The organism is Streptomyces sp. NPDC044003 (assembly GCF_056435185.1).
Genome location: NZ_JBWKFA010000024.1, coordinates 1 through 20,501 on the forward strand (window position 1 = coordinate 1; position 20,501 = coordinate 20,501).

18 protein-coding genes and 1 pseudogene are annotated in these 20,501 nt (G+C 70.1%); 12 read left to right on the top strand and 7 right to left on the bottom strand.

Annotation, left to right across the window (positions count from 1 at the left end; genetic code table 11):
• Positions 1-606: 606 nt before the first annotated feature.
• From AC07AW_RS40880 to AC07AW_RS40890, 3 genes are all read right to left on the bottom strand, one after another.
• The gene (locus AC07AW_RS40880) at positions 607-1,512 is read right to left on the bottom strand and encodes an alpha/beta fold hydrolase (protein WP_478820536.1); all 906 of its coding nucleotides are present in this window, start codon (positions 1,510-1,512) and stop codon (positions 607-609) included.
• A gap of 124 nt (positions 1,513-1,636) precedes the next feature.
• On the bottom strand, positions 1,637-2,611 hold the full coding sequence (locus AC07AW_RS40885) for an RNA polymerase sigma factor (protein ID WP_478820537.1): 975 nt from the start codon (positions 2,609-2,611) through the stop codon (positions 1,637-1,639).
• Between the two features lie 99 nt (positions 2,612-2,710).
• Positions 2,711-3,181: an SsgA family sporulation/cell division regulator gene (locus tag AC07AW_RS40890; protein WP_478820538.1), complete on the bottom strand. Its 471-nt coding sequence runs from the start codon at positions 3,179-3,181 to the stop codon at positions 2,711-2,713.
• Between the two features lie 409 nt (positions 3,182-3,590).
• On the opposite strand from AC07AW_RS40890, the gene AC07AW_RS40895 reads away from it, so the two are divergent.
• Positions 3,591-4,397 (top strand): alpha/beta hydrolase, encoded by an 807-nt coding sequence (locus tag AC07AW_RS40895; RefSeq protein ID WP_478820539.1) that lies wholly within the window; start codon positions 3,591-3,593, stop codon positions 4,395-4,397.
• A 3-nt stretch (positions 4,398-4,400) separates the two neighbouring features.
• Here the strand turns inward: AC07AW_RS40895 and AC07AW_RS40900 are convergent, their stop codons facing one another.
• Entirely contained in the window at positions 4,401-7,145 is a 2,745-nt protein-coding gene (locus AC07AW_RS40900) for a helix-turn-helix transcriptional regulator (RefSeq protein ID WP_478820561.1), read from the bottom strand.
• 588 nt (positions 7,146-7,733) lie between these two features.
• Here AC07AW_RS40900 and AC07AW_RS40905 point away from each other — a divergent pair.
• Positions 7,734-8,570, top strand: coding sequence for a prephenate dehydratase (locus AC07AW_RS40905; RefSeq protein WP_478820540.1), 837 nt, complete (start codon positions 7,734-7,736; stop codon positions 8,568-8,570).
• Between the two features lie 124 nt (positions 8,571-8,694).
• On the top strand, positions 8,695-9,345 hold the full coding sequence (locus tag AC07AW_RS40910) for an HAD-IA family hydrolase (RefSeq protein WP_478820541.1): 651 nt from the start codon (positions 8,695-8,697) through the stop codon (positions 9,343-9,345).
• A gap of 242 nt (positions 9,346-9,587) precedes the next feature.
• Here the strand turns inward: AC07AW_RS40910 and AC07AW_RS40915 are convergent, their stop codons facing one another.
• On the bottom strand, positions 9,588-10,076 hold the full coding sequence (locus AC07AW_RS40915; RefSeq protein WP_478820562.1) for a TetR/AcrR family transcriptional regulator: 489 nt from the start codon (positions 10,074-10,076) through the stop codon (positions 9,588-9,590).
• A 319-nt stretch (positions 10,077-10,395) separates the two neighbouring features.
• Between AC07AW_RS40915 and AC07AW_RS40920 the strand changes: the two genes are divergently transcribed.
• The 7 genes and pseudogenes from AC07AW_RS40920 to AC07AW_RS40950 all read left to right on the top strand — a co-directional run bounded on the left by AC07AW_RS40920 (position 10,396) and on the right by AC07AW_RS40950 (position 16,173).
• Positions 10,396-11,877 (top strand): MDR family MFS transporter, encoded by a 1,482-nt coding sequence (locus AC07AW_RS40920; protein WP_478820542.1) that lies wholly within the window; start codon positions 10,396-10,398, stop codon positions 11,875-11,877.
• A 376-nt stretch (positions 11,878-12,253) separates the two neighbouring features.
• The gene (locus AC07AW_RS40925; RefSeq protein WP_478820563.1) at positions 12,254-12,994 is read left to right on the top strand and encodes a GNAT family N-acetyltransferase; all 741 of its coding nucleotides are present in this window, start codon (positions 12,254-12,256) and stop codon (positions 12,992-12,994) included.
• Between the two features lie 61 nt (positions 12,995-13,055).
• Positions 13,056-13,187, top strand: a complete 132-nt coding sequence (locus AC07AW_RS40930; RefSeq protein WP_478820543.1) for a hypothetical protein — start codon at positions 13,056-13,058, stop codon at positions 13,185-13,187.
• Positions 13,188-13,270: 83 nt separating this feature from the next.
• A complete protein-coding gene (locus AC07AW_RS40935; RefSeq protein WP_478820544.1) occupies positions 13,271-13,495 on the top strand; it encodes a Bax inhibitor-1/YccA family membrane protein in 225 nt (74 codons plus the stop codon).
• Positions 13,496-13,683: 188 nt separating this feature from the next.
• A complete protein-coding gene (locus tag AC07AW_RS40940) occupies positions 13,684-14,217 on the top strand; it encodes a hypothetical protein (protein ID WP_478820545.1) in 534 nt (177 codons plus the stop codon).
• A gap of 117 nt (positions 14,218-14,334) precedes the next feature.
• A pseudogene (locus AC07AW_RS40945) lies at positions 14,335-14,461 on the top strand (IS5/IS1182 family transposase); the annotation flags it as partial.
• 98 nt (positions 14,462-14,559) lie between these two features.
• Positions 14,560-16,173 carry a multicopper oxidase family protein gene (locus tag AC07AW_RS40950; RefSeq protein WP_478820546.1) on the top strand — a complete coding sequence of 538 codons (1,614 nt, stop codon included), beginning with the start codon at positions 14,560-14,562 and terminating at the stop codon, positions 16,171-16,173.
• 144 nt (positions 16,174-16,317) lie between these two features.
• Here AC07AW_RS40950 and AC07AW_RS40955 read toward each other — a convergent pair whose 3' ends face one another.
• Positions 16,318-17,280, bottom strand: a complete 963-nt coding sequence (locus AC07AW_RS40955; protein ID WP_478820547.1) for a TetR/AcrR family transcriptional regulator C-terminal domain-containing protein — start codon at positions 17,278-17,280, stop codon at positions 16,318-16,320.
• Positions 17,281-17,445: 165 nt separating this feature from the next.
• Here AC07AW_RS40955 and AC07AW_RS40960 point away from each other — a divergent pair, with 165 nt between their 5' ends.
• Complete coding sequence (locus tag AC07AW_RS40960) at positions 17,446-18,555, top strand: FAD-dependent monooxygenase (protein WP_478820548.1); 1,110 nt, start codon at positions 17,446-17,448, stop codon at positions 18,553-18,555.
• Positions 18,556-18,844: 289 nt separating this feature from the next.
• Here AC07AW_RS40960 and AC07AW_RS40965 read toward each other — a convergent pair whose 3' ends face one another.
• A complete protein-coding gene (locus AC07AW_RS40965; RefSeq protein WP_478820549.1) occupies positions 18,845-19,705 on the bottom strand; it encodes an alpha/beta fold hydrolase in 861 nt (286 codons plus the stop codon).
• A 188-nt stretch (positions 19,706-19,893) separates the two neighbouring features.
• Here AC07AW_RS40965 and msrA point away from each other — a divergent pair, with 188 nt between their 5' ends.
• Positions 19,894-20,409, top strand: a complete 516-nt coding sequence (msrA, locus tag AC07AW_RS40970) for a peptide-methionine (S)-S-oxide reductase MsrA (protein ID WP_478820550.1) — start codon at positions 19,894-19,896, stop codon at positions 20,407-20,409.
• The last annotated feature ends 92 nt before the right edge of the window (positions 20,410-20,501 follow it).

Below are 20,501 nucleotides of genomic sequence, written 5' to 3' on the forward strand. Positions count from 1 at the left end.
CCGGCCCCGCACCCCAGCAAGCTCCCCAACCCTCATACAGCCAGCGAACTACCAACCACCCACCACGACAAGACACCTAACAAAGCACTACTAGGTGTGTGACGTGTTCGGGCAGACAGATGTGGCGAGGACTGATCCCGTGCCGTGCGCAGACCAGAGCAGCCACAGTGCCGTCGGGGGTGCCGTTGGGGCGCCGCGTGTCGTCGCGTAGTGGTGTGGTGCACAGGGCTGGCCGGTTCACCCCGTGGCTCCGGCCCGGACCCGGACAGCGGCCTGTGCATGCGGCGGGGCTTCCTGTGGCTCCAGGACCGGACAGTCTTTGCGACGGTCTGTACCGCGAAGGGGCCTCGGGAGAGGCGGTCGACCCGCGCATGATCGCCCCGAAGAAGCCCGGCGCGTAGGCCCCAAGGTCGCAGTCCGGCTCCGTGGCCGTCGCGACCCCGGCGCCCTGACGCCGAGCCCAGTGGGGGTGCTTCGCTGGAACAGCTCGCCGTCCCCGGTTGTGCCGGAGGCGAGCAATCCTCGTCCGTGGAGCGCGTGGGAATCCGACGGCACCTCACGTGCGTCCGCCCGACCCAGGCCGACGCACGTGAGGTGCCGTTCCGGCTACATGGCCGCCGTCTCCAGGACGAAGCCGCGTACGGACTCGGCGAACAGCTCCGGCTCTTCGACGTGCCCCATGTGGCCGCTGTTCTCCAGAATCCGAAGTCGCGCGTCGGGAATCAGCTCGTGGAGTTCTGTGCCCCAGCGCACGCCACAGATGACGTCGTGCCGGCCCACGACGACCAGAGCGGGGACCGTCAGTGCCTTCAGCGCGGCACGGTCATCGATGACCTCGGGGGTGTGGTCCTCGTCCAGTCCCGAGATGTACGCGGCCCGGACCGCGTCCCGGAACGGAGCCAGCCGCTCCTCGTTGCCCCAGTAGTCGGCGAAGTACGACGGCAGCACACCACGGGCGACCGCTTCTGTCTGCGCGTCGTCGGAGGTGCCGGACATCGCGCCGAACGCGGCGAGCACGTCCGGCAGTCCCGGATGGCCGGCATGCCTCCCGGCGAACTCCTCCACCATGCGACCCGCTTCCGCGGCGTGTTCGGGGCCGGTCACCGGAGCACCGTCGTACAGCACGACGCCCGCCAGCTGCCCGGGGCGGTGCACCGCGTGGTAGGCGGCCACGAACGCACCGTGCGAATGTCCCAGCAGGTGCACCTCGGGTACGCCGAGGCGGTTGATCAGTGTCTCCAGGAAGCTGCTGTAGCGCTCGCGGGTGTACCCGTGCGGGTGCGTGGGGAGACGGCTGTCCTCGGTGGTGCCGAGGGGCTCGACGTACACCATGGTCAGGTGCTCCTCGAGGGCGGGCATGCGCAGGTACTCCCAGAAGATGCCGGGCCCGCCGGAGTGCGCCACGCACACAGGGCCGCTGCCGTGGACGTGATAGCGCTGCACCAGTCCGCCCAGTGGGTAGGAGTGTGCGCCGGGAGAGAGGGGGTCGGTGTGTGCGATGGAATCGTTCATAAGAACCTCCGCGAGGTGTGCAGGTGTGCAGGTGTCGCTGACAGCGACAGGACTCTCCGGAGGGCGGGAAGTTCGATCGGCGGAGGGTGATTCAGGTCACACCGACCGGCAGGGTGCCACGGCACTACGCCGCGTCGGGAGGCGGTACTGCCCGCGGCCTTGGTGAGTGATACAGGGACATCCGGTCGACGCGGCCGCCATCCAGTGTCATGATCCACGCGACCGCGGGCGGGCAGTGGTCCGGGGCGTACGGCGGGTTGACCAGCTCCATCTCCCAGACGACCAGCGAACGGCCGGCCACCACATGCAGGGGGCGCTGACGCACGCCCGCCGAGAGGTCGCCGTCCATGCCCGCCACCAGGAGGTCGGCTCCACCGAGCCGTACGCCCCCGGCCAGCAACGAGACTTCGGGGGAGTAGCGGTCCTTGACCACGTTTCCGAACTCGCCGCGCTCGGCGGCTTCGAGGGTTGCGTGTGCCTCTTGCCAGCTGGCCTTGGTGCGCCGGAGCACGTCCTCGTGCGCCGTGGCCGCCGTCGCGGTCAGGGCCTGGGCGAGGACGGTACGAGCCTGGCTCAGCCTGCTGCGTACGGTGCCGACGGGCACCGCACACGCCTCGGCGATCTGCTGGTAGGACGTGATACCGGTGGAGAAATAGCGCAGGACGACGGGCAGCCGCAGGGTCGGCGACAGTGCCTCGACGGCTTCCCACACCCAGTCCCGCAGCGCGTGGCTCTGCAGAACCTGCTCGGGTGTGACGCTGTCCGGTGGCATCGGCACCTCTTCCACCGGCTCGGTGCGCCGGGAGGCGCGCAGCAGCGTCCGGCACGTGTTGCGGACGACCATCCGCAGCCACGGCCCCACGGCTTCCGGATCGCGGACGTCCACGATCCGCCGTAGCGCCACCAGTGCCGTCTCCTGCATGACGTCGTCCACGTCGGCCCCCGGTCCGAGGAGGCTCAGCGCCACCGCGCGCATTCCGGGCCGGTGCCGCTCAAGGAGCAGTGCCAGAGCCGATACGTCGCCGGCCTGGGCGGCCAGCGTCAGTGCCCGATCCTCCGCCGCCCCGCTGTCTCCCGGGCCTCCTGGTGTCCTGCTCATGCCTTGCCCTTTCACGTGTGAGAACTTCGAGGCGCCCGGCGGGGCGCGACGGCCTGAGCCCGGGGAGCACGGTGGCGGATCCGGCATCTTTCGCCGTGATCAGTCGGATCGTGCGCCCGGGCTCTGCAGCAGGTTCGCAGCGGTGGCGTCCCAGTCGACTGTGGTGAGCTCTTGACCTGCGGGAACGAGCTCGTACGTGTACTGCAGCCATTCCGCCAGCGGTGGTACGGGCAGTTCGAACAGCGCCGCCATGTCACCGGAGGTCAGCTGAAGCCACGCGGTCGCCCGCTCCTCAGGGGTCGAGGGCCAGATCTGGACGGCATCGAGGCCGCTCATCGCGTACAGCCCCTGATGGAGCAGGTCACGCCCGATACGCCACAGGACGCGCGGGCCGCTTTCGATGACCAGCTCCATACACACGACAAGGGGAGCGCTCGGATCGAACCGGAATTCCGCCCTGACCGTCTGACGGGTGGAGACGTCCAGCACGCGCTCGATGTCCAGGGTCAGCCGAGGACGTCCTCGCGGCGCCGTTCGGCCGGCCCGTGCACCTGGTTGGCAGCCGCTCATGACGAGTAGATCCTTCCCTGCGGCGGAAGCTGGACCAACCCACCCTCGTTCTTGCGAGACCGGCTTTCATAAGTAACTTGACCGTCGAACGCAACCTGCGGTGACGGTCTTCGTCGGGGTCGCCGCCTGCGGGCCGCCGGGCGTGAGCGCCGGAGCGGACCAGTTCGGAGTCATTCGGCCGACCGGTTCGGAGTCATTCGGCCAGCGGTTCGGAGGCAGTCCGCCGACCGGTTCGGAGCCAGGCCGCCGACCGGTCCGGAGACAGCCCGCCGAACGGTCCGGCCTCCCGCCCGCCACGGGGCGGCAACATTAAGTCATTCGACTGTCGCCCCTGGCCCACGCCTCAACGATGCTGAAACAGGCGCCGTGCGCCGGTGCCGGATGGTCGTCATGCTCGGAGGAGCCAGCCGTGAAACGTACTCCCGTCGTCTTTATCCATGGGGCGTGGCTGCACGCGCTCTGCTGGGAGTCGTGGGCAGAGCGCTTCGCCGCCAGGGGGTTCCTCACTCTCGCGCCCGGTTGGCCGGGAGAGGCCGCTCTCGCCCGCGACCTGCGCGCGTGCCCGGACACGCTCGGCCGGATCGGTCTGGACTTGCTCACGGACCACTACGCCGACATCGTGCGTTCCTTCGATACCGCCCCCGTGATCGTCGGCCACTCCGTCGGCGGTCTCATCGCGCAGCATCTGATCGCCGCCGATGTCGGCCGTGCCGCCGTGGCCATCGCACCCGCCCCGATCAACGACATCCCGCTGCCGGCATCCCCCGCCGGGCTGGTGCCTTCCTCCGACCAAGGCCTAGACGGGCAGCTGGTGTCCCTGTCGCCGGAGCAGTTCCACCACCTCTTCTCGAACACGGTCGGGGCGGAGGAGTCCGACCGGCTCTACGAGCGCTACGTGGTGCCGGCACCACGACGCCTGCTCGCCGACCTCGGGTGCGGGGGAGCGGCCCGCAGCCCGCGCGCCGTGGCGGACGTCGGCAACGCGGGACGCGGCCCGCTCCTGCTGATCTCCGGGCAGGAGGACAGGCTCGTACCGGACGCGGCCACCCGCGCGGTGTACAAGCAGTACGGCGACACCACCGCCGTGACCGACCTGAAGCAGTTCGCGGACCGGGCCCACTCGCTGGTCATCGACAGCGGATGGCGTGTCGTCGCCGACTACGTGCTCGGCTGGCTCGACGAACACGGCATCCACGCCGATCCGGCGGCGAACTGAACGTCATGCGTTCTGGCCGTCGGGCATCCTTCCCAGGGCGTCGCGCAGCGCTGCGCGGGTGGTGATGCCGAGTTTGGGGAACACGCGGTAGAGGTGGGAGCTGACGGTGCGCGGCGAGAGGTGCAGGCGTTCGCCGATCTCCTTGTTCGTCAGGCCGCCGGCGGCCAGGTCCGCGATGCGGCGCTCCTGCCAGGTGAGGGCCGCGAGGTGTGCTGAGGAGGCCGGGGTGGACGCGCCGGAGGCGCGGAGTTCGGCGCGGGCGCGTTCGGCCCAGGTGGGTGCGCCGAGCCGCTCGAACGTGTCCGCTGCCAGAGTGAGCGACAGCCGTGCCGACTTCCTTCCCTGGGTGTGGCGGAGGCGGGTGCCGTGGGCGAGGCGGATGCGGGCGAGTTCGAAGGGGAAGGCGGCGGCGGTGGGGTGGGTTTCGGCCTGGTGGTAGTGGTGGTCGGCCTCGGTGGGGTCGGTGGCGGTCATGGCGAGGGCGCCGTGGGTCAGGAGGGCGAGGCGGGGGGAGACCTCGGGGAGGTGGGCTTGTTGTGCGGCGAGGGCGTGTTGGCGGGCCTGTTCGGTGCGGCCGGTGTGGAGGGCTGCTTCGACGAGGTCGAGGAGGGTGCGGGTGGCTTGGTGGGTGTAGGGGGTGAAGGTGCCGGGCGGCGTGATGCCGATGGCGTGGAGGTAGGCGGCCTCGTAGTCGCCTTCGGCGAGGGCGGCGGTGGTGCCGATGGCGTCGGTGATCTGGGTGAGGAAGCCGATGCCGCGGGGTCGGGCCCAGGCGTCGGCGGTGGCCTGGAGTTCCCGGGCGCGGTGCGTCTGGCCGCGCAACGCGGCCAGCAGTCCCAGATACGCACGCGTCTGATGGGCGAAGAGCGCGTGCTGGTGCGAGGTCGTCAACTCCAGGCCCCGCTGTCCGGTCCGTTCCGCGTCGTCCCATTCGCCGACCGCCAGCTGGTCGAGCATGATCAGGTGCAGCATGGTCATACCGGTGGCCATCGCTCCGGTCTCCACCTCGCGGTCGACGGTGCGCTGCAGATGAGGCCGGTACTGGCTGAGGCTGTCCACGTGGTAGGCGGCGACGGAGAGCCGGCTGATGTCCCACGGTTCGAGTGCGCGGAAGTCGGCGAAGGCGTCTTCCACCCGCTCGTGCACGCCGGCACCGCGACGTACCACGTCGCCCCACGCGTCCTGGTAGAGGCGGGAGTTCGGGGGAACCAGGCTGCCGAGCGAGTCGAGCAGCTCATGGGTTCGCTCCCACGACGCCTCGTCGCTCGCGTACTGGCTGATGACCAGCAGCAGGTTGACCAGGCGGGTGAGCACCTCGTTCGGCTCCGCCACACCGGTGTCGCGGATGCTCTCGATCGCCGCCACGACGTGGCGGCGTGAGGAGCGCAGATCCCCGTCCTCGTACAGCGCGGCATAGGCCGTCGCCACCACCGAGGCGGGGGACTCGGTCCTGCCGGACATGGTGTCGGAACGGATCAGTTGCTGGGCCCGGTCCAGCAGGCCGGCCTGACCGGCGATGAACGCCGCGCTGCCCAGCCTGCGGGAGCGTTCCTCGTGGCTCTCGCTCAGTTCCGCGGCCCGGGTCAGCCAGGCCACCGCGGCCTGCGAGCCTCCGCGCCGCGTGGCGGATTCGGCCGCCGCCTCCAACACGGCCGCGACCTGTTCGTCCGGGTCGACCGTGGAGGCCGCCAGGTGCATGGCACGTCGCTCCAGGTCCTCGCGGTGAACACGGGCAAGGACCGCGTGGGCGGCCCGGCGCTCGTTGGGCGTGGCCGTCTGCACCACAGTGGAACGCACCAGGGGATGCCGGAAGACGAAGTCGCCGCTGATCGGGTCGATGTCCAGCAGTCCACGGGCAGCCGCCTCATCGGCGTCCGTCATACGGTAACGACTGCCACGGACACGGCCGACCGCCGTGCCCGCCGCGACACCGTCCAGAGCACCACGCAACAGTTCCTGGCGGACGCCGTCACCGAGCCTCTGGATCCGGGCACCGTACACCTGCTGCAGACGCAGCGGCAGGGGCACTCCCGTGTATCCGAACACCTCGTCGGAGGTGCCCGCTGCCCGGCCACTGCGCACATGCGGGGGCAGTTCCAGCAGTGCCAGCGGGTTCCCCTGGGCCTCGTCCAGGACCACACGGCGTATCTGCGGATCCAGCCCGGGGTGGTGCATGTCCAGGAGCTGCTCGGACGCCTTCTCCGACAGCGTGGTCACGGCCAGTTGGGGCAGCGCGGCGGTGTCGAAGCCGGAAGGCACGTCCGAGCGCAGGCCGACGACGAGCTTCACCGAGCTGCCGGAGAGCCGTCGCCCCACGAACCCGCACACCTCGGTGCTCCAGCTGTCGAACCACTGACCGTCGTCGAGCACCAGCACCATGGGCTTCTGCGACGCCGCGAGGGACAACAGGTCGAGGACGGCGATACCGAGGGTCATGACCGAAGGAGGCGGACCCTCGCTCCTGCCGAAGACGACATCGAAGGCTCCGCGGTGACTGTTGTCCATGCCGTCGATGTAGCTGAGCAGCGGGTACAGGAACTGGTGCAGGCCGGCGAACGGCAGCTCCGACTCCGCCTCGACCCCGGCCGCTCTGATCACCCTGAGCTTCTCACCCGCCGCGAGGTCGGCGACGTGATCCAGCAGAGCGGTCTTGCCCACGCCTGTGTCGCCCCGGAGGACGAAAGATCGGCCCCCGGATGCCTTCACGACCTCGGACAGCATCTCCTGTTCGGGTTCTCTGCCGACCATGGTTCCGTCGATCGACTCCACCGTCCCCCACTCCCTTCATCACGCCGTGGCGATGACCGCCCCTCGACGCCTCTTCAGAGCCTCGGACGTGGCGCCTTCATATGTGTGATGCACCGACCCGTCGGTGAGCCATGATGTGTCACACCTGGCGTGCGCCGAGACCCATGCCGAAGAGTAGATGTCCGACGGGGATTCCGTCACCTGCGATGGCCGATTATGTGCCTGATGTGTGGGCCTGGTCCCGAGTTGTCGGTGACGGGTGACCCGGCCTGGTGCGGCGACTCCCACACATGCGGGTTGGTGTCATACGTATCTCAATCATGTGTGCACAGACCTGCAGCGGGCCCACCACGGGCAGGGTATGCCCTCGACGGCCGGAGATTGGCTCACCGCGCCCATGCGCACTCCCGCAACGCCGTCCACCATGTGGGCGCGTCGGCATGAGGTCACGCACTCGCGTTGGATGGGAGCGGCGGCCGGCCCTCCCTGGTGCGCCTGATGGAGGCCGCGCCCCGGTCCTTCGGCAGGTGCGGTAGTGAGGGAGCTTCCGCTGCCCGGTGACAGGACCTCTTGGAAAGGCTCGACACGGTGACGACCGTCGCATATCAGGGTGAACCCGGATCCAACTCGGCGACCGCCGCGCGCGCCCTGTACCCCGAGAGCGTCGATCTGCCCTGCACGGGCTTCGAGCAGGCCCTGGACGCGGTGACGCTCGGCGCCGCCGACGTCGCCGTGATCCCGGTGGACAACTCCGCGGCCGGCCGTGTCGCGGACGTGCACCATCTGCTGCCCGAGTCGGGGCTGTTCATCGTCGCCGAGTACTTCCTCGCCATCCGCTTCGACCTGATGGGGGTGCCCGGCACGACCCTTGAACAGGTGGAGTGCGTACGCAGTCATGTCCATGCCCTGGGGCAGTGCCGCAAGCTGTTGCGGGAGGGCGGCTGGCGCACTCTCGTCAGCGACGACACGGCAGGTGCGGCGCGCGAGGTGGCCGAGCTGGGCGACCCGCGGCACGCGGCGCTCGCCCCGCCCGCCGCGGCCGCGCTGCACGGCCTCGACGTGCTGCGCTCCGGCGTCGAGGACGACCCCGACAACACCACGCGGTTCGTGGTCCTGTCCCGGGACGCCACCCCGGCACCGGACGCGGGAGAACCGATGATGACGAGCCTGTTCTTCTGCGTACGCAACATCCCCAGTGCGCTGTACAAGGCACTCGGCGGCTTCTCCAGCAGTGGGGTGAACCTCACCAAGATCGAGAGTTACCAGATGGGCGCGGGGCTCAATGCCAGCCGCTTCTACGTGGAGATCGAGGGACATCCCGATGATCAGCGCGTCGCCCTCGCCCTGCACGAGCTGCGGTTCTTCTCCTCCGAGGTGCGCATCCTCGGGGTGTACCCCGCGCATCCGTACCGGCTGAAGAACTGAACGGGCGCCGTCCGAGGACCGATGCGCCGGTGAGCCACCGCACCGCACCGCACACGTACCTGACCGCAGACGAACTTGTCGACCCACTGGTAGGCCGGTTCCGACTGCCCCCTAAGGTGTGAGTATGACTCAGCACTGCAAGGGCCTCGTCCTCGACTTCGGTGGTGTGCTGACGACACCTCTGCTGCCCGCCGTACTCGCCTTCGAGCAGCGCGCGGGACTGGCCGAGGGGACGTTGCTCACCGGTCTCTACCTGAACCCCGAGGGAATCCGCCTCACCGAGGAGCTGGAGCGCGGCAGGCTCACCCAGACGCAGTGGAACGAGGCGGCCGGAAGCCTCCTCGGCATCGCGCCGGACAACCTGATGGGCCGCATCTTCGCCGACCTGCGCCCCGAGACCTCGATGATCGCCGCGGCCGCCGCCGCGCGCAGGGCCGGAGTGAAGGTCGGCATCCTCTCCAATTCCGTCGGCCTGACCCCGTGGAACCTGTACGACGGATACGAGCTGGACGAGCTCTACGACGCGGTGGTGCTGTCCGAACTCCACGGAACGCGCAAGCCCGATCGGGAGATCTTCCGGCTCGTACTCGATCAACTCGGCCTGTCGGCACAGGAATGCGTGTTCGTCGACGACACCGAGCAGTATCTGCCCCCGGCCGCCGAACTCGGATTCACCACGATCCACGCGGTGGCGCCCGCGCGGACGATCGCCGCCCTGGAAGCGGCGCTCGGCATCCCGCTGACGGACATGGACCCCGAACGCGTGACCCCATGAGGAGACGCCTGTCCGAGTAGGACTCGCCCTTCCGACCTCCTGACCCGAAGGCACTCGCGGTGGCTCCCGCACCGCGGAGGAGATGGGCGGCGACTCCCTGTGGACGGGCGCCCGAGTCCTCGCCCCCCACGTGCCGGCCCGGTCGCTGACCCCGCGCGTCGGCGGGAGGCCCCCTGCTGGCACCCGGGCCGACGGCCCCCGAGAACACATGGACACCCGTGTTCTCGGGGGCCGTCCCTGTGTCAGGACGTGCCGAGGCCCTTCAGGAGGGTGTCGACGACGATGTCCGCCGCCTGCCCGGGACTCAGCTCGGGCAGCTGCCGGGCCACCAGGTGCATGAGCTGGGGCAGCAGCGCGCTTGCCCACCCCTGCGGCAGACCGGGGCGCAGCAGACCCTCGTCGGTGGCGCGTTCCAGGAAGGTGTCGACCTCGCGGACGGACACGTCTCGGCGGGCGCGGACGGTGTCGTCGGCGAGCATCCGGCTGAGGTCGACGGGCCAGGTGCGGTTGACGGCGATGACGTTCTCGACGTAGCGGTGCAGGGCGACGGCGACGGGCGCCTCGCGCAGCCGGGCGTCCTCGATGGCCTGCTCGACGGCCGTCAGGCGGGCTTCGTAGATGGCGGCGAGGAGTTCCTCGCGGGAGTCGAAGCGCCGGTAGACGGTGCGCCGGTCCACACCCGCCTCGGCGGCGATGCTCGCCATGCTCGCACCGGGGTCGGATGCGAGCATGCGCGCCCCGGTGGTCAGGACGGCTTCGAGGTTACGTGCTGCGTCTGCTCTCACCGCACCGAGTCTAGTCATGAAATGGGGAACCTGAGGCCTCTACGGTCACGCGAGTGTGGAGCTCTGTCTAGTAAGTGCTACATTGATGTGGCAGTTAAGTGCTCTAGTGTCCGTGCACTGAGTCTGTTGTCTCGTGCCGCACGCAGGTAGGGGCGCGTCCGCCCCTCACGTCAGAAAGGCAACCTCGATGCCGAAGTCACAGCGGTCCTCGTCACCCCGGACGGGCGGTGTGGCCGCACCCCGGACCGGTGGTGTGGCCGCCGCCATGAGCGCGCTGATCCTGGCGGTCCTCCTGGCGGCCCTGGACCAGACGATCGTCTCGACCGCGCTGCCCCGGATAGCGGAGGACCTGAACGGGTTCGACGACATCGCATGGGTCAGTGCCGCGTATCTCCTCGCCTCGACGGCGGTGACGCCGCTGTGGGGCAAGCTCGGCGACATGTTCGGCCGCAAGCGCCTGTACCTGGCCTCGACCACGGTCTTCCTGGTCGCCTCGGTGGCGTGCGGCCTGGCGCGGAACCTCCCCGAACTGGTCGGCGCCCGGGTGCTCCAGGGCATGGGCGGCGGAGGCATGATCGTGCTCACCTTCGCCCTGGTCGGCGACATCGTCGCCCCGAGCGAGCGCGGCCGGTACCAGGGCATGTTCGGCTCGGTCTACGGCGTCGCCAGCATCGTCGGCCCCCTGCTGGGCGGTGTCTTCACCGACCACCTGTCCTGGCGGTGGGCCTTCCTGATCAACCTGCCCCTCGGCGCCGTCGCGCTGGTCATCGCCGCGCGGGCGCTGCCCACCGCCGCCAGGGGAACCACGGCACGCGTCGACTACCTGGGCGCTCTGGTCCTGGCCTCGATCGCCACCGGCCTGGTCCTCGTCACGTCGTTCGGTGAGCGCTGGGGCTGGGCCTCGCCGGCCATCCTCGGCCTGATCGTCGCCACCGTCGCCCTGGCCGTACTGCTGGTCCCCGTCGAGCGCCGTGCCGCCGCCCCGGTCCTGCCGCCGGCCATGTTCACCTCCCGGACCGTGGTGTTCTCCTCGCTGATCGGGTTCGTCGCCAACGCGGCCATGTTCGCCGTCCTGGTCTACCTGCCCACGTACCTCCAGATCGTCCACGGGGTCTCGGCCACCTTCTCCGGCATCCACATGCTGCCCCTGGTCGCCGGCCTGGTCGTCAGCCAGTCCCTGGCCGGACGATGGTCCGCGCAGGCCGACCGGCTGCGCCCGATCCTGCTCGCGGGACTGCTCGCCAACCTCGCCGGACTGCTCCTGCTGGGCACCATCGGGGCCACCACCGGCACCCTCGTGCTGAGCGTCTACTTCCTGATCACCGGCGTCGGCATGGGCATGGTGCCCATGGTCGTGCTGACCACCGTGCAGAACAGCGTCCCCGCCGCCGATCTCGGTGCCGCCAGTGCCGTGGTCACCTTCGCCCGCTCCATCGGCGCGGCCTTCGGCGTCGCCGTCTTCGGCACGCTGCTCAACAGCGGATTCGCCGACCACACCCGCGGCCTGCCGACCTCGGGCGGCTTCGACGCCACCCGCCCCGACACCATCGGCCGGCTTCCGGGCACTCTGCGCGACACCGCGCTGGACGCCTTCGCCCACGCCACGGCGGGTGGCTACCTCTGGATCGCCCCCACGCTCGCCGTCGGCGCCCTCCTCGCCGTCTTCCTCAAGCCGGGCCGGAAGTCCGGGAAGACGACCGCCGCCCGCGACTCCGCCACCGCCAAGGAAGCGGTTACGGCTTCCTGAGCCACACGGCAGGCACCCTCGACCGGCCGACGCCCACACCGGGTGCCGGCCGTCGTCGTGTCCGTACACCCGCGACGCGGGCCGGGCGCCGCTCACGCGGAGCCCTCTTCCGGGGCGCTCCCGGAGATGCCTGAGCGAACGGCGAGGTCATCGGCCCTTCGTCGGCGCATGCGGTCAGGGGCGCTGACATGGCGCGTACCGACGAGCGAAGTGAACCGGGCCGCATGCGCCGACCGCGGTGGCTGAACCTTCTGGCCGGTGATCGTCGTTGGACGGGGGTAGGACGTTCGCACACACGACGAATGAGGGAGTTGCGGTGACGGATCTCGAGGCAGCGGTCGAATCGGTGGAACAGCTCGCCACGGCATGGCGCGCCATGGTGCTCGACCGGGACGAGGAGGCGGACGTACGGGAGCTGCCGGGTCTCGTCGTCCGCTGGGCCGACTCCCGCTTCGCGTTCTGGAACGCGATCACCCTGAACGACGTCGGGGCGGACGCGGCCCTCCTGGAAAAGCGACTGGGGCAGGCGGCGGACATCATGCGGTCCAAGAAGCGGCCGGGCTTCCTGTGGCTCTTCGAGGACCTGCTGGCGGACGACGCACGCGCTGTACTGGGGGAGGCGGTGCAGCGCGCGGGCCTGGCCCACGCCTTCCCCGGCACCGGCATGGCCGGCGATCTGCTGCCCATCCCCGAGCCCCACCATGCGGATCTCACCTTCGAGCGGGTGACCACCGACGGCCAGCTGCGGGACTACGCGGACATCAACTCGCGCGCCTACGGCTTCGACCTGGCGGACGGCCGGGATGGTCTGGACGGCTCCACCCTGTGGAAGCAGGAGGTGTACGCCTACCTGGCCCTGCGGGACGGCGTCCCGGTCGCCTGCGCCGCCACCGTCGAGGCGCAGGGCCGCCTGTTCGTCGTACTCGTCGCGACCGACCCGGACCACCAGCGCCGGGGGTACGGCGAGGCGGTGACGCGCAAGGCGCTGTACGAGGGCGCCCGCGCCACCGGGCTGACCCGCGCCACCCTGCACGCGACCGTCGCCGGGGCGCCCGTGTACCCGAGGATCGGTTTCCGGCCGAACTCACCGATGCACTTCTTCGCGCTGGCGGACTGACCCGAAGCGTTCATGGAAGAGCAGTAATCCGGTACTCTCGCGGCGCAGTTCACCCGGCGGGGTGGACAGAAGGCGGCGGCCAGGGCCCTGGGGCCGACACCCCGTCGCGAAGGACCGGATCGTGGCGGGAACGGACCTGGAGCAGGTCCTCGCCGGCAGCCCCGGTCCGTCGCTCCTCGTCGTGGCGACCTGATGACGAGGGACGACGTCCGACCCCGCGCCGCCATCGCGCTCGGGGCCACAGCCCTCACGGCTGTTGCTCGGCATGATGACGACGTGCGCCGGAGCGCCTCGCCCGCGCCCTTCAGGGGACCCGTGGGCGTCGTCCTTGCGGCGGCCTGCCTGGCCCTGCACACCAGGCAGGCCGAGGACGCTGTCACCTACGGCGCGTCGCGTGACCAGTCGTGGCCGGCCGCGTTCGGGCTCACTCCGACCCTGACGTGGCTGGACTTGGAGACGAGGCGGCTGCTCACGCTCGTCCCGGACGAGGAGTTCCACTGATCGCGCAGGGACGGCCCTCGGGCTCCGTACGGGCGGTCAGTAAGGGCTGTCCCGTAACTGATCTCCAGAGGGTCGTCCGGGTCCTGCCGACGGTCAGCCGCCAGGACGACGGAGGCTGACTCTCTTGGGGGATCGTGATCGTCCATGTGGCCGACGCACTGTCGTCGAGGTCCGGTGATGGTGAGGGCATGCCGATCACACGTCTCGCCCCGTCGTTTGGCGATACCGAGCGCCCCGTCCCCGGCTGGGCCCTCCGGCTCGCCAAGGCCCTCCCGTTCGTCGTACTGCCGCACTGCCTGTGGCGGCTGCCGTTCGCCGTCGACTTCCGTATGGGCATGCTCGACCCGGCAGCCCCGGCTGTCGCTCCATGGTGGGTTCCGTTCTACGTCGTCGGTCTCAGTGTGCTCACCGAGGCGCTGGCTCTGCTCACCACCGGCCTGGTGAGCGGGTGGGGCGAGGTGGTGCCGCGCTGGGTGCCGTTCCTCGGCGGCCGACGGGTGGCGCCGCTCGCCGCTGTGGTCCCGGCGGTCCTGGGCGGCCTGGCCCTCGTGGCGATGTTCGACCTCTACCCGCTCGCCTGGGCGGGCATCCTGCCCGAGACGGAGTACAGCAACGGATGGTGGATGGCCCTGGCCCGGGTGTGCATCAGCCCGGCGATGCTCTGGGGGCCGATCGTGCTGGCCCTTGCCTGGGCCTACTACCGCCGCCGCCGACCGGCCTGATGGTCCGTCGGTTCGATACCGGCCGCGCCCGGATGCCTCTTTGTGCGTGCGGGCGAACGCAGGGCCGTACAGCATGATTTGCCGCGGTCGGTGAAGGAGGGAAGCGATGGCCTTGCTGTGGCTGGTGCGATCACGGGGTCGGTGCCGTCCTGGAGAGCCCCGTTCACCGGGCTGGCCCCCGCGCTGCTTCGGCACGCTCGTGACCGTTCTGCGGCGGGAGGGTGCAGATCCGGTCCGCGACGGGTCGTCCGATTTCGGCGCCGGGCGCCGACGCGGAGGGCTGCGGCACGGGGCGGCGCGCCACCCGGGCGCGTTCTCATGTTTGATCTAGATTATGCGGTTATGGGAGAGAACGGCGAGGTCAGTCGCCGCCTGGTCCTCAGGGCCGTCACCGTCACCGTCGCCGGCCTCGCGACGACGTCCGAGGGGATCCTTGCCGGGCGGCGTGCGACGGCGGCGTCGGCGGGCTTCCCGCAGCCTGTCGTGTCGGCCTCGCGGTCAGTGCGCGGCTCGGTTGGTCCGGTCGTAGAGCAGACGCTCGACGTCCGTTTCACGGACTTCTCCGTACCGGGCTACGGCCCTGTCACCACGCGCACCTACAACGGCACGATCCCGGGGCCGACCCTGCGCCTGCGCGGCGGGGACACCCTGCGGCTGACGCACATCAACGGCCTGCCGCCCAACCCACCCCACACCGGCGGCCACAACACGCCGCACCACCCCAACAGCTTCAACCTCCACACCCACGGGATGCACGTCTCCCCGTCCGGGCACGCCGACAACGTCCTGCGCGAGTTCGCACCGCGTACCGCCGACGAGGCAGCCGCCGGCATCGTGGAGCCGCGGTACACGACAACCGTCGACATCCCGGCCGACCACCCCGCCGGCACCTACTGGTACCACCCGCACCTGCACGGAGCCATCGCAGAACAGATCGTCGGAGGAATGGCCGGGGTGATCGTCGTCGAAGGCGACGTCGATGAGGTGCCCGAGATCCAGGCGGCCGCGGACATTGTCGTCTGCATCAACGAACTCAAGGTCAAGGGCGGCAAGGTCCCCGCTTTCACCTCGGGGGCGTGGGTGACCGGCGTCCCCTCCACCTTCACCGTCAACGGTTCGGTCAACCCCACCCTCCGGTTGCGCCCCGGCGAGGTCCAGCGGTGGCGGCTGGTCGCCGCGACCGCGTTCACCGCCTTGCGACTCCGGATTGTCGGAGACCGTGGAGGCCTGACGATCCACCAGATCGCGCAGGACGGCGTCACCTTCGCCAGGCCCGTCGCTCTGAACCTGCTGGACATGGTCATGGGCAACCGTGCCGACGTGCTGATCAGGGGCGGCGCGCCCGGCAGGTATGAACTGCGGGCCGACGGGGTGCCCGGGCCACTGATGACGGTCGAGGTGGCGGGAGAGCCCGTCGAGCCGCCGATGGCGCTGCCGACCTTGCTGCCGCCCGGCAAGCCGTTCCTGGACGAGAGGGACATCGCCAACCCCGACGCGGACCGTGAGGTGGTCTTCCATGCCGATGCGGGTGTCTTCCCCGGTGCGTTTCCCAACGCGTTCCGCGTGCTGGGCACCAACCCGACCCCGGCGGCCGACCCCCACGGAGACCTCACCCGCGACACCGCTTACGGTCTGTTCGACCCGGGCTACACCAACCACACCCTGCGCCTCGGCGCCGTCGAGCGATGGACCGTCCGCACCGACGAAACCCTGCCGGCGCACAACCACCCCTTCCACCTGCACACCAACCAGATCCTCCTCACCCACAGGAACGGCGAACGGCTCGATGCGCCGATCTGGCACGACACCATCGGCTTGGCCGGCGGCAGACCCGGAGAATCGGTCACCTTCCTGGTCAAGTACGAGGACTTCACCGGCCGCACCATCGCCCACTGCCATCAGCTGCACCACGAAGACCTCGGCATGATGCAGGCGGTCGACTACGTCGAACCATGAGGACGCGGCCGGTGGCGCCAAGAAGGCACACCTCCGGATGTTCGCCCGGACCGGCCGGCCCACTCGGTGACAACTGTCGGGATCCGGCACACACATCACCAAGCACAGGGCCACAGCCCGCACAACACGTATCTGCGGGACCCCTCAGGTGACGGCTTCCTGACCTTCGACGAGGGAAGTCAGGCCGTCGAGGAGTGACTTGAGGCCGAATTCGAAGAGAGCGTCGAGACGCAGGTCATAGCCGTCCTCGAAGGCTCCGACCACCTTGGTGAAGGTCGGGAAGCGGCCGGATTCCACCAGTTCCCGAAGAGCGGGGGTGCGGCTGTCCATCCACTGGTCCTCCGACTGGCCCGTGGCCGCCTCGGCGTGCGCTTCCATCTCCAGGTGCACAGCCAGGCCCTGGACATGGCTGTAGAGCAGGACGTGGATGTCGAACAACTTGGTGGGATCGAGCCCGTGGCCGTCGAGAGCTCCCAGGATCCACTCCCCGTGGACCATCAGGTTGGGTACGAGCAGAGGGCGGGTGAGAGAGCCGATCTGGGCCAGCCACGGGTGCTTGCGGTAGAGGGACCACAGGGTCCGAGCACCGAGTTCGATGCGGGCACGCCACTCCGCGGGGGCGTCGGCGGGATAGGACTCCTCGCCGAATGCCGTGTCGGCCATGAGCAGGATGAGGTCGTCCTTGCTGGCGACGTACCGGTAGGTCGACATGGCGGCGACGCCGAGCCGTGCCGCGACGCCGCGCATGGAGAGCGCGGACAGCCCTTCGGCGTCGGCGATGTCGATGGCCGTGCGGACGATCCGGTCGAGGTTCAGCTCCTGCTCGGGGTCCGGGGCGGGTGACGGGCGCCTGCGCGGCGGGGTGGCGGGGGCGGTTCCGGCGACGACCGTGCCGACCCGGGGCCGGGCCTCGACAAGTCCCTCCAGGCGCAAGGTGGTCAGGGCCTTGGTGGCGGTGGCGAGCGCGACGCCCCATTCCCCCGCGATCTGCCGCGTCGAGGGAACCCGGTCTCCGGGGGCGAGTTCACCGTCCGCGATGCGCCGCCGGATCGCGGCGACGATCCGCAGATAGGGCGGATCGCCGGCCGCGCCTGTGGTCTTCGTCACGTCCTCACCCTTTCCTGTCCTGTACTAGTGCAGACGGTAGCAGCGGCAACGCCCGACTGAAGCCGTCTGCCCTAGTGCAGGTACGGCAATTGGGCAGTTGGAGGGGGTGTGCGTACGGCGTACGTTCAGTGCGCGTACACCGTAAAAGCACGGGAGGAACTTCTCATGCAGACCGTACTCATCTCCGGCGGCGGAATCGCCGGGCCCGTCCTCGCCTACTGGCTGCGCCACCACGGCTTCGCGCCCACCGTCGTCGAACGCGCGCCGGGCCAACGCCCCGGCGGCCAGGCGGTGGACATCCGCGGCGTCGCGCTCGAAGTCGTGGAGCGGATGGGCCTCCTTGAGCAGGCCGGCCGCGTACGGACCAGGATGCGCGGCATGTCGATCCTCGACCCCGACGGCAACGAGGTCGACCGCTCCACCGAGGCGACCTTCAGCAGCGGCCGGCTCGACAGCGAGGACATCGAGCTGCTGCGCGAGGACCTGGTACGGATGGTGTACGAGCACACACGCGCAGGCGTCGAGTACGTCTTCGGCGACAGCATCACCGCACTCGACGACGGCGAGACCGGCGTGCGTGTCGACTTCGCGCGCGGCCCCTCCCGCACCTTCGACCTCGTGGTCGGGGCCGACGGCCTCCACTCCACCGTACGGCGCCTGGCCTTCGGTCCGGAGGAGCGCTTCGCCCACCACCTGGGCAGCTACCTCTCGGTGTTCAGCGCGGAGAACTTCCTCGCCCTGGACGACTGGCAGATGTGGCTGCGGGACGGCGACGTGGGCTTCGGCATCATGCCCGTACGCGGCAACAGCGAACTCAGGATCGCCTTCGGGTTCGAGTCCGGCCCCCTCGCCCACGACCTGCGCGACCGCGGCGCCTTGCGGCAGCTCGTCGCGGACAAGCTGGCGTCGATGCGGTGGGAGGGGCCCCGCCTGGCCGAGGCCGCACGGAAGGCGCCCGACTTCTATTGCGACGCCATGGCCCAGATCCGTATGGACCAGTGGTCGCGGGGGAGGGTGACGCTGCTCGGAGACGCCGGCTACTGCCCTTCCCCCCTCTCGGGGCAGGGCACCAGCCTGGCCCTCGCGGGCGCACACGTGCTGGCCGACTGCCTTGCCCGGGCCGGCGGCGACCACAGCATCGCGTATGCCCGCTACGAGCGGCGGATGCGTCCCTTCGTCACCCTGAACCAGGCACTGGCCACCGAGAACCCCGGCGGACCTGCCTCGGAGGAATCCGCCGCACACGCCAAGAACGCACTCTCACTGGACAGCTGATTCCCTGGCCGGAACGGACGTCCAAGCAGGAAGGCGCCGCACACCACCACCCCCGTGCTCAGCGCCTGCTGTCGCCGGGGCCGGCAGGCCGTTGAGTTCGGCGATCGCCTCCGGGGCGTCTTGAAGGAGCGGCGAACGATCGGGCGCGAGATCGACGGACGAGCCGGAATGCCAACCCCTTCGCCGGCGCCCGTCACACGGCTGCGCCCAGCACCGCGCCTCCTGGCGGTACTGGGCTGGGGCAACACGTTTCGTGCTGAGCCGGGCGCCCGTCCGGGCGCGGGGCGCGTCAGCGCACGGTGGTGCGGGCGGCTCGTTCGATGATGTCGGCGACGAGGTGGGGGTGGGAGACGGCGACGGAGTGGGAGGCGGCGATCTCGGTGGTGTGGGCGTGGGCGCGTTCGGCCATGAAGCGCTGTGCGGCGGCGGGGATGTTGAGGTCCTGGGTGGTGACGATGGCCCAGGAGGGCTTGGTCTTCCAGGCGGCGCTGGTGGCCTTCTCCTCGAGGGCGGCCTGGGCGATGGGGCGCTGCGTGGCGGCCATGAGCGCGGCCTCGTCGGCGGGGACGTCGGCGGCGAACTGGTGACGGAACTTGTCCTGCTGGATGTACAGGTCGGTGGCGGTGGTGCCGTCGGCCTGCTGGTAGGTGACCGGGTCGAGGGCGCCGGGGAGGGTGGAGCCCGGGTACTTGTTGGTCAGCTCCAGGGCGTTCTCGCCGGGGGCGGGGAGGAAGGCGGCGACGTAGACGAGGGCCTTGACGTCGGGGTCGTCGGTGGCGGCCTGGCTGATGACGTTGCCGCCGTAGGAGTGGCCGACGAGGATCTTGGGGCCCTTGATGTGGTCGAGGACGGTGCGCAGGGCGGCGGCGTCGGGGGCGGGGCCGCGCAGCGGGTTGGCTGCGGCGACGACCGGGTAGCCGTCGGCCCGCAGGTCGGCGATCACAGCGTTCCAGCTGGAGCCGTCGGCGAAGGCGCCGTGCTCCAGGACGATGGTCGGCTTGATGCGGCTGCCGGCAGCGGCGGCCTCGGCGGGCTGCGTCGCACTGTTGGCCGTGCCGCTGAGGGCGAACGCGCCGAGCGCTATTCCCGCCGTGACCGTCGAGACCACGCCCGTCACCAGCCGCTTGCGTCCACCCTTGATGCTCACCACGACAAAACCCCTCTCAGGTACTTCGGCAATGGGCGGGCCGGCTTCGCCGGCTTGTCACCGCCCTGACTGGTGACGAATTTGCCACACGCATCGTCACCGGTCAAGGTGGTGACGGAAGGTGTCGGAGTTCCCGACAGGTGTGCGAGGCTGGACCCGCGCGAACCGAACCGGACAGAAAGGTGATGGCCATGAGCGACGTCGAGCAGAGGGCACTGCTGGCGGGTGGTTGCTTCTGGGGCATGGAGGAGTTGATCCGATCGCTTCCCGGGGTGGTGCGCACCCGGGTGGGCTACAGCGGTGACGACGACAAGCTCCGCCCCACCTATCGCGATCACGGGCGGCACGCGGAGTCGATAGAGATCGTCTTCGATCCCACGGTCACCGACTACCGGGCGATCCTGGAGTACTTCTTCCAGATCCACGACCCCACCACGAAGAACCGGCAGGGCAACGACGTGGGCCTCAGCTACCGCTCCGCCGTCTTCTACGTCGACGACGAGCAGCGTCGCGTCGCGCAGGACACCATCGCCGACGTCGAGGCCTCCGGGCTGTGGCCGGGGTCCGTGGTGACCGAGGTGGTGCCGGCCGGCGCGTTCTGGGAGGCGGAGCCGGAGCACCAGGACTACCTCCAGCGGTACCCGGACGGCTACACCTGCCACTTCCCGCGCCCGAACTGGCGGCTGCCCAGGCGAGACGAGTCCTGAACACCGGCGCGGGGGGGGGGGGGGGGGGGGGGGGGGGGGCGTGGGGGGGGGGGGGGGGGGGGGGGGGGGTGGAGAAAAAAGGGGGGGGAAAA

What these genes read in the sequence shown, in the direction of transcription:
- AC07AW_RS40880 (WP_478820536.1), bottom strand. Translation starts at nt 1,512, where the DNA reads ATGAACGATTCCATCGCACACACCGACCCCCTCTCTCCCGGCGCACAC.
- AC07AW_RS40885 (WP_478820537.1), bottom strand. Translation starts at nt 2,611, where the DNA reads ATGAGCAGGACACCAGGAGGCCCGGGAGACAGCGGGGCGGCGGAGGAT.
- AC07AW_RS40890 (WP_478820538.1), bottom strand. Translation starts at nt 3,181, where the DNA reads ATGAGCGGCTGCCAACCAGGTGCACGGGCCGGCCGAACGGCGCCGCGA.
- AC07AW_RS40900 (WP_478820561.1), bottom strand. Translation starts at nt 7,145, where the DNA reads ATGGTCGGCAGAGAACCCGAACAGGAGATGCTGTCCGAGGTCGTGAAG.
- AC07AW_RS40910 (WP_478820541.1), top strand. Translation starts at nt 8,695, where the DNA reads ATGACTCAGCACTGCAAGGGCCTCGTCCTCGACTTCGGTGGTGTGCTG.
- AC07AW_RS40915 (WP_478820562.1), bottom strand. Translation starts at nt 10,076, where the DNA reads ATGCTCGCATCCGACCCCGGTGCGAGCATGGCGAGCATCGCCGCCGAG.
- AC07AW_RS40920 (WP_478820542.1), top strand. Translation starts at nt 10,396, where the DNA reads ATGAGCGCGCTGATCCTGGCGGTCCTCCTGGCGGCCCTGGACCAGACG.
- AC07AW_RS40925 (WP_478820563.1), top strand. Translation starts at nt 12,254, where the DNA reads ATGGTGCTCGACCGGGACGAGGAGGCGGACGTACGGGAGCTGCCGGGT.
- AC07AW_RS40940 (WP_478820545.1), top strand. Translation starts at nt 13,684, where the DNA reads ATGCCGATCACACGTCTCGCCCCGTCGTTTGGCGATACCGAGCGCCCC.
- AC07AW_RS40950 (WP_478820546.1), top strand. Translation starts at nt 14,560, where the DNA reads ATGGGAGAGAACGGCGAGGTCAGTCGCCGCCTGGTCCTCAGGGCCGTC.
- AC07AW_RS40960 (WP_478820548.1), top strand. Translation starts at nt 17,446, where the DNA reads ATGCAGACCGTACTCATCTCCGGCGGCGGAATCGCCGGGCCCGTCCTC.
- msrA (WP_478820550.1), top strand. Translation starts at nt 19,894, where the DNA reads ATGAGCGACGTCGAGCAGAGGGCACTGCTGGCGGGTGGTTGCTTCTGG.